Origin of the sequence: Oceanobacillus saliphilus (assembly GCF_023522835.1) — a bacterium.
Classification (GTDB): Bacteria; Bacillota; Bacilli; order Bacillales; family Amphibacillaceae; genus Oceanobacillus; species Oceanobacillus saliphilus.
Window position 1 is genome coordinate 1 of record NZ_JALCZU010000004.1, and the last position, 12,405, is coordinate 12,405.

At 40.1% G+C, this 12,405-nt stretch carries 9 protein-coding genes and 1 tRNA gene; 3 read left to right on the forward strand and 7 right to left on the reverse strand.

Going from position 1 to position 12,405, the window contains the following annotated elements; translation table 11 throughout:
- The 7 genes from MN204_RS08050 to MN204_RS08080 all read right to left on the reverse strand — a co-directional run.
- Nucleotides 1-113: biotin/lipoyl-containing protein (locus MN204_RS08050; protein ID WP_249870851.1), on the reverse strand; the 113-nt coding region annotated here is incomplete at its 3' end.
- Entirely contained in the window at nucleotides 100-2,967 is a 2,868-nt protein-coding gene (locus MN204_RS08055) for a 2-oxoglutarate dehydrogenase E1 component (RefSeq protein ID WP_249870579.1), read from the reverse strand. The genes MN204_RS08055 and MN204_RS08050, both read right to left, overlap by 14 nt.
- Before the next feature lie 619 nt (nucleotides 2,968-3,586).
- Nucleotides 3,587-4,060 carry a tRNA (uridine(34)/cytosine(34)/5-carboxymethylaminomethyluridine(34)-2'-O)-methyltransferase TrmL gene (trmL, locus tag MN204_RS08060; protein WP_249870580.1) on the reverse strand — a complete coding sequence of 158 codons (474 nt, stop codon included), beginning with the start codon at nucleotides 4,058-4,060 and terminating at the stop codon, nucleotides 3,587-3,589.
- A gap of 165 nt (nucleotides 4,061-4,225) precedes the next feature.
- Nucleotides 4,226-5,071, reverse strand: coding sequence for an amidase domain-containing protein (locus MN204_RS08065; RefSeq protein WP_249870581.1), 846 nt, complete (start codon nucleotides 5,069-5,071; stop codon nucleotides 4,226-4,228).
- Nucleotides 5,072-5,122: 51 nt separating this feature from the next.
- Nucleotides 5,123-6,274 (reverse strand): tRNA epoxyqueuosine(34) reductase QueG, encoded by a 1,152-nt coding sequence (gene queG, locus MN204_RS08070; RefSeq protein WP_249870582.1) that lies wholly within the window; start codon nucleotides 6,272-6,274, stop codon nucleotides 5,123-5,125.
- A gap of 21 nt (nucleotides 6,275-6,295) precedes the next feature.
- Entirely contained in the window at nucleotides 6,296-7,996 is a 1,701-nt protein-coding gene (locus MN204_RS08075) for an ABC-ATPase domain-containing protein (protein WP_249870583.1), read from the reverse strand.
- Nucleotides 7,997-8,154: 158 nt separating this feature from the next.
- A tRNA-Gly gene (locus MN204_RS08080) sits at nucleotides 8,155-8,228 on the reverse strand.
- A 260-nt stretch (nucleotides 8,229-8,488) separates the two neighbouring features.
- Between MN204_RS08080 and dat the strand changes: the two genes are divergently transcribed.
- From dat to MN204_RS08095, 3 genes are all read left to right on the forward strand, one after another.
- Complete coding sequence (dat, locus tag MN204_RS08085) at nucleotides 8,489-9,361, forward strand: D-amino-acid transaminase (protein ID WP_249870584.1); 873 nt, start codon at nucleotides 8,489-8,491, stop codon at nucleotides 9,359-9,361.
- A gap of 184 nt (nucleotides 9,362-9,545) precedes the next feature.
- Nucleotides 9,546-10,058, forward strand: a complete 513-nt coding sequence (locus tag MN204_RS08090; protein WP_249870585.1) for a DNA topology modulation protein — start codon at nucleotides 9,546-9,548, stop codon at nucleotides 10,056-10,058.
- A 79-nt stretch (nucleotides 10,059-10,137) separates the two neighbouring features.
- The gene (locus tag MN204_RS08095) at nucleotides 10,138-12,135 is read left to right on the forward strand and encodes a S9 family peptidase (protein WP_249870586.1); all 1,998 of its coding nucleotides are present in this window, start codon (nucleotides 10,138-10,140) and stop codon (nucleotides 12,133-12,135) included.
- Nucleotides 12,136-12,405 lie beyond the last annotated feature (270 nt).

Below are 12,405 nucleotides of genomic sequence, written 5' to 3' on the forward strand. Positions count from 1 at the left end.
AATTCAACAATTGGATCCCCTTTTTCCACTTTGTCGCCTTTTTGGACAAGCCACTCGGCGATGGTACCTTCTGTAATGGATTCTGCTAGTTCTGGAATTTTAATTTCTTGCACTGGAATTTCCTCCTTCAGATGTAGTTAGCGCTTGATTTATGATTTTATTTTGAGCTGTCTTATGGACACTTGGTATCCCTCCAGCTGGTGCAGAACGATTCGGGCGACTGATTACACGCAACTTCTGACCTTCCTGTAACAAATCTCTCAAGTAATCATCAACGAAATTCCATGCCCCCATATTTTTTGGTTCTTCTTGGACCCAGACTATTTCCTCTAAATTCGGCATTTGCTCCAATTCTCTTTTTAATGCCTTCTCAGGGAATGGATAAATTTGTTCCAATCTTAGAGCTCGTAACCACTCGAAAGTCTCATCCGAATTGTCTATCGCTTCCTCAATATCTACCATTATTTTTCCACTACCTATCAGCAAGCGCGTTGCATTCTCCCGGCTAACTTCCAGGTTTGGCTGATTTCGCAACGGTTGAAACTTACCTTCAGAAAATTCCTCTGCAGATGAAGCCATACGCTGATGGCGGATCAAACTGCTTTTCGGTGTCATTAGAATTAATGGTCTTGCCTCTTCACGCCCTCGCATTGCTGCTTGTCTGCGAAGTAAATGGAAAAGCTGTGCAGAAGAGGTTACATTTGCTACTATCCAGTTATTTTCTGCAGCCATTTGCAGGAATCTTTCCAAACGGGCACTGGAATGCTCCGGTCCCTGTCCTTCGTAACCATGTGGCAAAAGCATGACCATATTCGATTTTTCTCCCCATTTCGCTCTGGCGGAAGAAATAAATTGATCAAATATGACCTGACCGGCGTTCGCGAAATCACCAAATTGTGCTTCCCAAATTACCAACGTATCCGGGGACTGAACACTGTATCCATATTCGAATCCGAGCACCCCTGCTTCCGATAATGGGCTGTTTCTAACATCGAATGATGCCTTGGCATCCGAAATACCATGCATCGGGCTATATTTTTCATTTGTTTCGGTATCATGCAGAACAATATGTCTGTGGGCAAAGGTACCTCTTTCTGTATCCTGACCTGTCAAACGGATTGGAATGCCATCACGAAGAATGGATGCATATGCCAAAGCTTCTCCAGTACCCCAGTCTGCTTTATTTCCTTCTTCCAGAGCATCTGCACGACGATTCAACACTTTTTCAGTCTTTTTAAATCCTTTAAAACCTTCCGGACGTTTTAATAATTCTTTATTCAATGTTTTTAACGTTTCCAAATCGACAGCTGTTTCGAATTTATCCAACCCATTTAACAGCACTTCTGGCATGAGTTTTGCTTCTGGATGGCCGATTTCGTTTTCTACCATTTCCGAATAAATATCACTTAATTTTGTTTCAACAGCTTCTTTCATCTGATCGAAATCTTCTGCTTTAATAATATTTCTGTTTTCAAGAGCTTCAGCAAAAAGACTTGCTACGGAAGGATGGTTGTCAATCTCATTGTATAATGCCGGCTGCGTCGTTCTTGGCTCATCCATTTCATTGTGTCCATAGCGACGATAGCCAACTAAATCTATCAGAAAATCTTTCTGGAATTTCTTGCGGTATTCGTATGCTATTTTAATAGCTGAAACACATGAAATCGGATCATCGGCATTCACGCGAATAACTGGAATTTCAAAACCTTTTGCAAGATCACTCGCATATCTTGTAGAACGGCCATCTTCCCGATCAGTTGTGTAACCCAATAAATTGTTGGCAATAATGTGTAATGTACCTCCAGTGTTATACCCCGGTAGACCGCTAAGATTCAATGTTTCCGCAACTACACCTTCACCAATGAATGCCGCATCCCCATGAATTAATACAGGGATTGCTTTATTAAAATCCCGTTTCGGATACCCCTTTTCAGAACGGTCATCCTGTGCAGCACGTGCGAATCCTTCCACAACCGGATTTACAAATTCTAAATGGGATGGATTGTGTGCTAACGTAATTCGAGTCGTAACTTCATCTCCGTTATTAACGACCTTTTTCGCTCCGAAGTGATATTTCACATCCCCAGTCCAACCGTAATTGATCCCGATGGAGCCTTCGGAAGGCATAAGTTCCCTATCTTTGGAATAATTAAATTCAGAAAAAATCTTGTCATACGGTTTCCCGAGCACATTTGCAAGCACAGCTAACCGTCCACGGTGAGCCATACCCATCATGACATTTTCAATTTTATCTTGGGCGGCATAATGCACAATTCGATCGATCATCGGTATCATTGCTTCAAGGCCTTCAATAGAAAAGCGCTTCTGACCGACAAATGTTTTTTGCAGAAAAGCTTCAAACCCTTCCACATCCACAAGGCGCTCCAATATCTCTTTACGCTTTTCATTCGACAATTCAAGTCTTGCTTCTCCATCTTCAATTAAATGAAAAAGCCATTTTCGTTCTTCATGGTTATTTACATGATCATACTCAAATGTGATTGTACCCGTATAATACTTCCTTAATCTATTAACTACATCCAAACCATTCTCCACATCACTGGGAGCCTTGTCCCATATCCAGGATGCAGGGATATTCTTTAAATCTTCTTCAGATAAATCATAGGTTTCCAGATTCAATAATGGTGTTTGATTGCCTTTATAACCACCTACCGGATAGATGTCTGCTTCCATATGACCGTAACGTCGAATAGCCTCAACAAGTTTCATAGCTGAGGTTAGTTTCTTCACATCATATTCCGATGGCGCCTGTGATGCTGACTGTCCTGCATTATTCGGTGTTTGCAACCATGCAGGAGCTCCGTAAGTATCGAAAATCTCTTTTATGGAAGACTCGATAGCTTCTGGATTTTCTTTGTACAACTCGTATTGTTGTTCCAAATACCCCGTATTTGGTCCGTGAAACTGCCCCCAGAATCTTTCTACAGATTCTTCATTTTCTGCCACGTCTGATACCCCCATTAGAAGTTAACTTTTACCGCTATGTAAACGGTTCAATTAAATTATAGAACTGACTTTCCGTTACATCAACTAATATACCTTATTTTAAGGATTGTTACAATATATATATTCAGATATTTGTACAATATTGAATCTCTCTTACTTGATAAACGTTGTTAGCATTGCTTATTTTTCGACGCACACACAGAAACGTACGTTCCTATACACTGGCCTAAACCGACTTGATTTGTCGATTCTAATTTGTCTCTTTGTTGAACACCTACTTCTAATATTTTGTCTAAATATTCCATGATAGTTCACATAATTGTTTTTATTCGTTATAATAGGGGCATAGTTATCGAAAGAATGCTTTATCTCTATTGATATCGAGGAGGATGTTTTTATGAAATTAGCATTGTTAATGGGTGTAATTGTAACATTTATCGTATCCATGTTTACTTCAGGCTACGAAGCAAAACCAGGTGTACCAAAACAGGATCAGTAAAGCGACTGATTGGAAGTGGCATTGGCTCTCTGTTGGCAATCACCTTCCATAAAAAACTTATATTTCTTTACTTAAGTAAAACCGTCACGCATTTTTGGATGCATGACGGTTTTTCTGTTTTTATGTTAAATTTGGATATCCTTGCTGTCTCAGTGCTTCGTAAATAATAATTGCTGCAGTATTCGAGAGGTTCAATGAACGGACTTTATCATTCATATGAATTCTCAGGCATTGGTCTTCTTTGCCTATTAAGAGGTCTTTCGGTATTCCTGATGATTCTCTTCCAAACACAAAAAATATATCTTCTTCAGGCTTATTATAATTGAAATCAGAATAATGCTTTGTTCCGAAGTTTTCAATATAATAGAAGCTGCCTTCCGGAAACATTCGGTAAAGCTCATCCATTGAATCATATTCATGCACATCAACATACTTCCAGTAATCCAATCCCGCCCTGCGAAGCATTTTATCTTCTGTTGAAAAACCGAGCGGACGGATAAGATGAAGTGTTGTATCTGTTGCCAGGCAAGTTCTGCCTATATTTCCAGTGTTTGCTGGAATTTCTGGTTGATATAATACGACATGTAAACTCAACATTCATTCTCCTTACAAATTCGTGTAGCTATTAGTCCCGATTCAAAAAGGTGTTTAAAAGGATTGGCTGAGGTCGCTACGTCCTAGTTGTTGCAAAATTCGATATGTCATTTTTACCGGACTTTTAGAATAGCATTTTTAGTTAATAACCTTATTAGTATACCATTAATCATCCCCAATTCGGAAAAATTTATATTGTATATTTGGTGTCCAGGCTGTGGAATCCTCGTAAGACCAATATCGATTTCTGCTGTTGTCAGTATGTGCGTTTACGAGAGGCATTCCTTCCGTATCTTTGGCTACAACGATTGTATTATGGTCCCACCTTCCATCTCCCTGAAAATCATAACAGATAATGTCCCCTGGAATTAATTGGTCCGCTCGTTCCATTTCTCTTCCCTTTAATCCTTGTTCAGATCCGCTAAGATACCATCTTAGTGAATGCGCTACCGACCAGCTGAAGCTCCATGTTCCAGACCCATACCACCAACCGCGCTCCCTGACAGGCGATCCCCACATTGGTCCACCACCAGCACGAAGGCATTGAGACACATAATTCGTACAGTCCACGTCAAAAAAACGATATGCAGGATTATAACTATTCCACCAACGCTCTGCATATTGCACGGCAGCCAGTCGATCATAGGCGAACCGTTCATTCACTTGATCGCGAACTTTATTGGTAACAATTGCTTCTTTTCTCATTCGCTCGTTTTTTGTTTTTATTGGTTTATGATCCTTTATAGTACCGTCCACTAGCCCAAATCCATATGGTAAAACATGTTCTTCTACATAAATCTTTTTATGTTGTTTAATAACATACGTAAGATGCATGAAGTACCGATAATGTGTTTCCTTATCGTACCTTAGTTTTTCAAATACTTTTCCATTCCCACGTATTTGAATGATTTCAGCACCTCGCTCAGAACATAAATTCTGCTTTCTCTGCCACCAATTTTCCTTTTCTCGATCATGAAAAAAATCAAGCCACAGCATCTTTATTTTTTCCATAAAAAAATCCCCTCCACTGAAAGTATATGGAGGGAATGCTCGTTTCACGATTTATTTATTGTACGATAGATTGTTTTTAAATTCCAGTCCTTTTTCCATTTCATAGAGCACCTGTTCATCGGTCTCTTTTTCCATGGCATCGCGGATGGCTGAATAGGCTTCTTCTGTACCAATTTTACCAAGTGACCAGGCAGCAGTTCCTCGAATGACGGGACGTGGGTCATTTTTCATCACGTTGATTATATCAGCGACGGCGGTTTTATCTTTATAATGTGCCAAAGCTATTAATGCGTTCCGCTGAAGCGGCTTTTTCCCACGCCATGATCCAGAAATATGACCGAACTTTTCTTTGAATTCCCGATTGGAGATGTGCAGCATTGGTTTTAACTTCGGTTTCGATACATCATATTCCGGCTCAAACTCGGAATGAATGTGAAAGTCGATCCCTTTATTTCTCGGACAAACCTGCTGGCAAGTATCACATCCGTAAACACGATTACCAATTTTCGTTCTAAATTCATCTGGAAGGAAGTCTTTCGTTTGGGTCAGAAAGGCAATACAGCGCTGTGCATTTAATTGTCCACCGTCACCGACTAAAGCACCTGTTGGACATGCATCCATACATTTTCTGCAGTCACCGCAGCTATCTTCCAACGGCTCATCTGGTATAAATGGAATATTCGTTATCATTTCACCCAAATATACAAATGAACCAAATTCCGGCGTGATGATGGACGTATTTTTCCCACTAAAACCGATGCCTGCCCGTTCTGCAACGGCACGATCGGATAGTTCCCCTGTATCTACCATTATTCGATTCACAGCATCTGGAACCTTATCCTGAATAAATGCAGACAACTTTTCCAGCCGCTCCCGCAATACAACATGATAGTCGATTCCCCATGAAGCACGGGCAAACAACCCCCTACGCTCTTCTTTTGTACTCTTAGGGGCACCTTTCATCCGGGAAGGATACGCAATAGCGATGGAAAGAATTGATTGCGCTTCGGGGAGAAGACGTTGTGGTTCTGTTCGCTCTTCCAATGAGCCTTTTTCAAACCCGGATTGATAATTCAATTCCTGCTGCCTGCGCAACCGTTCCTTTAATTCCCCGAAAACATCTGCTGAAGCGAATCCAATTTTATCGATTCCAATTTCCTTCGCATAGTGAATGATTTCCTGTTTCAGTTTTTCCGTTTGCATGGTCATCTCCTCCCTTCCATATTATATGTCCACTTTTGCAGTGCGCATTCGGTTCAAAACGGCAGCAATTTCATGTTTGCGCGGACGTGCAAGATCTCCCGGATGCTGATTTCCGAAAGTTGTCAAAGATGCAAGTCCGCCTTGATCCATCTTTCTTTCAATACCTTCAAGTACTTCACTCAATGTTTTATCCTTTAAACCATCTGTTCGATACAAGTAATGAATGATTTCAGCTATCATTCGGGTCTGGGATGGATCAATAAGTTGTTCTGTATCATGAAACAGGATATCTGTTCGCCCCATTACGATCTGATGCAATCCTTTAGCCTGGATTTTTGTTCGGTTCCCTTTATCCAACTTCAGGGAGCGCTGTTGAAAAGAACGATTCGTAATTTGTCCGAAATCCGTTTCACTATTAGAATCACGCTCAATTGGATGATCGTGCATGATTTTTTTTGCCTCGTCCGTTACATCCTTTGGTATATAGTCATCCATCATCAGTACTTTATCTGCTACGGAAAAATATTCTCCAGATCCACCCATAACGAGGATTGTGGATATTTGCCATTGATTGGAAAGTTGTTTGATCCGGTCAATCAATGGCGTAATAGGTTCCTTATGCTGTTGTACGAGCTTGCGCATCCGATCATCACGAATCATAAAGTTGGTGGCACTAGTGTCCTCATCAATCAGTAAAGCTTGAGCCCCAGTCTCCAACGCCTCTATTAAATTTGCTGCCTGTGATGTACTGCCACTGGCGTTTTCAGTTGAGAAAGAAGTGGTAGTCTGCCTGTATGGTAAATTATTAATAAATGGTGAGATATTTACGGAAGCAATTTGTCTGCCATCTTCAGCCCGTATTTTTACAGCGTTCGGGTCTGTAATCGCAAATTCACGTCCGTCTCCCTTTGTATGAAAGTATACACCACGTTCAATCGCTTTTAAAATGGTAGTTTTTCCATGATATCCTCCACCGACGATTAACGTAATTCCTTTCTTAATCGCCATCCCCTTTAAAGGTTGTGATTGATGTGGAATCGTTATGGCAACTTCCATTTCCTTTGGACTTTGAAAAGGGACAGCCTGCTTCAGCGGTCGATTGCTGATACCACTCTCCCTTGGAAGAATAGAACCATTGGCAATGAAGGCAATCCAACCGTTTTTATCCATTTCATTACGGATTGCTTCTTGCTGATCAGCCAGTTTAATGGCATCATTTATATCGTTATCACGAATTTGAAAGATGGAATTCGTTAGTATAGTTGGAATGATTTTACCAAACAGTTTTTCAGCTTCTTTCCCATTGATACGACGACCATTTGCCGGCAAACCGACAGACATGCATACGGTAATCGACTCGGAATTGATTTCTAATGCAGTCCGTTCCAGTACTTCCTGACCAGGACTGTCGAAGAAAATCATTCCGCTTTTTCCTGACCCTTTCACTAAAAAGCTTCCACTAGTAACCGTTTTTCCAACAGCACGAGAAAAAGCATCTTCTGCAGCAACTTTCCGCCTTTTTGTCTTGAGCCATTCCTTGTGAATCGATCGCTTTTCTTTCGATACGACTAACCTGATTTTGGAAGGTGTCGCAAATGGATCACCCTGTACATAATCTATATATAAGTCAAAGTCATCAAATCGATAATGACCTTGGATATCTTTATATGCTTTATAGCCTTTATTATCCAATTGATTTAATTGCTGAAATAGTTTTTTCATGTAAATCCCTCATATATGACGTGTATTTTCTATTAGGATACTATGATTGAGAAGAAGTATTCAAGTGCAGGATGTGAGATCGTATTTCTTATTTGGGGAAATTAAAAACGCAACGCTTCGTAATCTTTTTTACGAAACACTGCGTTATCACATATGTATGGAGCGGGTGAAGGGAATCGAACCCTCATCATCAGCTTGGAAGGCTGAGGTTTTACCACTAAACTACACCCGCAAATTAAAAACTTGGCTAGCATTTGTTTAACTTGAGAATAGGTTGTTTTTTGATTGCAAAATCTATTATAGCAACTACATGTAAACAAATCAATAGATTTTTCAACAATTTTTTACAAAAAGTTTAACTATCTATAACAAAGGCCTATTTACAAGGGTTGAATGTAAATAAAACTAATTTCAGAAATATAAAACATTTACTTTACTTTGCCAAATACACCCTTTAAACTAGGTATATATTTTATGAGAGGAGCCAACTAGATGGTTTATCCAATAATTTTAACGCAATCCAAATTTACTCACCATGACAATCTAAAATATCCATTCGAAGAGCGTGGACTTCAATTCGGCGATGGTATATATGAAGTAATCCGAATATATGAAGGAACATATTATTTATTAGAGGAACATGTTAATCGTTTATTCCGCTCTGCTGAAGCAATTAAAATTCAACTTCCGTTCAATAAAGAAGAAATTACGAATCTTTTACTCGAATTGCTCACCAAAAATAAAATGACTACGGACGGAAAAGTTTATATGCAAGTAACACGAGGTTCAGCACCAAGAGATCATGTTTTCCCTGATGAGGTAATGCCTAACATTTATGCTTATGTTCAGGACCAGCCCCGTAGTCTTTCTGGATTGCAAGACGGTGTAAAGACAATTACACTACGAGATATCCGCTGGGAAAATTGTTATATTAAAAGCTTAAACCTTTTACCTAATGTACTTGCGAAACAAACTGCAAAAGAAAATGGCTGTTACGAGGCCGTCCTGCACAAAGATGGACTTGTTACAGAATGCAGCGCTTCCAATGTCTATATGGTCAAAGACGGGAAAATCTATACCCATCCTGCGACAAGCAATATTTTGCATGGTTGTGTAAGAATGGCTATCGAACGATTTGCTGAAGAATTGAACATTCCATTCATCGAAGAGAGTTTCTTAGTAGAAGATATCAGTCTGGCTGATGAAATCTTCCTATCCAGTAGTACATCAGAAATCACTCCAATCATAAAAGTGGATAATCAACAAATTGCTGATGGAAAGCCAGGGAAAATCACTCGACAATTACAGGAAGCTTATGAAATGGATGCCGGGATTCTAGAAAAGAAAATAAATCAAACTGTTTAAAAATAACTAGCGACCTGAAGAAATGCCCCCGTATATGTAGTACGGAGGCGTTTTTGTATGTTTATTCTGGATGATGGGCCTTTTTTTACAATGCAGTTGGATGATATCTTTCATGAGCGTGTAGCTTTTCAATAATTTTCACTTCAAAGCGGATGAACGAAATTATTTCTTATAGGAGGTTTTTATGAAAAAGATTGCTGTCATTGGTTGTGGAGGGTCGGGAAAATCCACGTTGGCACGAAAACTTGGTACGATCCTGCATCTTCCAGTTTATCATCTGGATGCGATTTATTGGCAGCCTGGATGGGTACCACAAGACAAAGCGATATTTAGGAAGCAGCAACAGAAAATTCTTGAAAACGACACATGGATTATCGATGGAAACTACAGCGGTACAATGGATGAAAGATTGGCACAGGCAGATACGGTTATATTTTTGCATTATAAAACAATTCGCTGCCTCTATGGCATAACGAAGCGCCGCTTGCAGTACCGTCGTAAAACGCGGCCTGATATGGGAAAAGACTGCCCGGAAAGGTTGAACTGGGAATTTTTCCTATGGGTTAAAAACTTCAACAAAACAAAAGCACCTGCTATTTATAGCCGCCTATCGCACTATAAGACTAAAAAAATTCTCATCTTTAAATCTCCTAAAGAACTTCAAAACTATTTAACAGAATTGGATAAAAATAGGTGAAACTTCCTAATTGATTCGTAAAACGAAATAGTTTAAACTGAAATAAAGTTTAGATAATTCGATATTAGGGGGCAATTCCATGACTAAACGATCAATTACTGCCGAGGATCTTAAACAGATTGAGGTATACAGCGATCCTCAATATTTACCGAGCGGAAAAGCATTTACATATGTTACGAACACTATAAATGAACAAGATGAATACCAGTCCAATCTCTATTTTCAGAAAGTCGGTCATGATAAAGCGAAACAATGGACTTTCGGCAGTGACAAAAACAGCAACCTTCGTTTCTCACCGGACGGGGAAAGAGCTGTTTTTCAATCAACAAGAAGCGGCCTTCCTCAGCTTTGGCTCATTGAAACAGGTGGTGGCGAAGCAAGGAAATTAACCACTTTTAAAAACGGGGCAGTCAATCCTGCTTGGTCTAAGGATGGAAAATATCTCGTATTCAGTGCTTCTCTTGATAGCTTAGATGATGTTCAGAATCAGGACGAACAATCCAAGGAAGAACGCAAAAAAGAACAGGAAGAACAAAGCAAACAACCACTTGTCATCGATCGGCTAAAATACAAATCCGATGCGAGAGGCTTCCATGATAATAAGAAAACACAAATTATCTTGTACAGCTTTGAAGATGATTCATTTACACAACTGACAACGGAAGACGCCGATCACGGTTTTCAGGATATTTCTTCTGATGGTAGTCAAATCCTGTTCACAGCCAACCTTGGTGAGAATGCTGACTACGAATTAATCAGTGATTTATATACATTAGACGTTCAAACCAAAGAAGTAACGAAATTAACGAATGGAAAAAGTTCCTATTATAGTGCATGCTTTTCGCCGAGCGGGAAAAAAATCGCCTGCTTCGGGCATGATTATGAATATAGCGGTGCTACATTAAGTGAATTATATATTTTCGACACAGCGAGCCTTGAAAGAACTGCACTGAGCACTGACTGGGATATGCAGCTTGGGGATGCAATGGCAAGTGACACGAGACTCGGTGATTCTCAGACGGGACCTATCTGGGCGGAAGACGAAAATCGTATTTTCTTTATTGCTACGGACTATGGTGCTACAGGCCTCTATCAGGCAACATTGAACGGAAATTTAAAAGTACTTTATAAAAATGACAATCATGTATTTAGTTTCACTTATAATCATGCAACCGATTCATTTATCCTTGGAATCAGCACACCTACAAATCCATGTAATTTTTATCTATTGGAGTCTGACCTAAAACTGTTGCGTTTAACAAATGGGAATGCTGATTTTCTGCATGAAGTTGCCATTGCAGAACCGGAAACACTGACAGTAACTGCTGAAGATGGCTGGGAAATACAAGGCTGGCTGCTGCACCCTTATGGATTTGAGGAAAATAAAAAGTATCCATTTATACTAGAAGTTCATGGAGGACCACATGCAATGTACGGTCAGACATTTTTCCATGAAATGCAGCTGCTCTCTGCAAAAGGATATGTCGTACTTTATACAAATCCACGTGGAAGCCACGGCTACGGCCAGAAATTTGTTGATGCAGTACGTCATAACTACGGTGAAGGTGACTATACCGATTTAATGCGTGCGGTCGATGATGCACTGGAAAATTATGATTTTATCGATAAAACGAGACTCGGGGTAACAGGCGGAAGCTATGGTGGGTTTATGACAAACTGGATTGTCGGCCATACAAACCGTTTCAAAGCTGCAGTGACACAACGCTCCATCTCCAACTGGTTGAGCTTTTACGGAGTGAGTGATATCGGATTTTTCTTCACGAAATGGGAACATGGTTTAAATTTATTGGATGACCCTAAAAAACTTTGGGACATTTCTCCATTGAAATATGCTGAGAATGTGGAAACACCTTTATTGATTTTACATGGTGAACGAGATTTCCGCTGTCCGATTGAGCAGGGAGAGCAGCTTTTCATCACGTTGAAACACCTGCGTAAGGAAGTTGAGTTTGTCCGTTTCCCTGGTGCAACACATGAACTGAGCAGGAGCGGGAATCCAGAAATGAGAATTGCTAGACTTGAGCAAATCTGCCGCTGGTTTGAAACGTATTTATAAGAACAAAAGCGCGGGGCGCCCGTTTAGGGACGTACAGACTGCGCCCCGAACTGTGGGGTGGTTCAACTTGTTGAACATTCCTACGCAGGAGATAAAGGAAACACGGTGAGGGACGAACCGATGTTGACTTATCGTACGGAGGTATGGGAAGTCTGATAGTCCCTGGGCGCTGGAGCTGGACGTAGCCGTTCCGATAATAAAATTTTCTACAAACGAAAAAATCTATAATTTCCTAGATAATCATAAAAACAGCTGACAAATGATTGTCAG

Coding starts and splice junctions, on each gene's coding strand:
- MN204_RS08065 (WP_249870581.1), bottom strand. CDS start 5,071: ATGGAAAAAATAAAGATGCTGTGGCTTGATTTTTTTCATGATCGAGAA.
- queG (WP_249870582.1), bottom strand. CDS start 6,274: ATGCAAACGGAAAAACTGAAACAGGAAATCATTCACTATGCGAAGGAA.
- MN204_RS08075 (WP_249870583.1), bottom strand. CDS start 7,996: ATGAAAAAACTATTTCAGCAATTAAATCAATTGGATAATAAAGGCTAT.
- dat (WP_249870584.1), top strand. CDS start 8,489: ATGGTTTATCCAATAATTTTAACGCAATCCAAATTTACTCACCATGAC.
- MN204_RS08090 (WP_249870585.1), top strand. CDS start 9,546: ATGAAAAAGATTGCTGTCATTGGTTGTGGAGGGTCGGGAAAATCCACG.
- MN204_RS08095 (WP_249870586.1), top strand. CDS start 10,138: ATGACTAAACGATCAATTACTGCCGAGGATCTTAAACAGATTGAGGTA.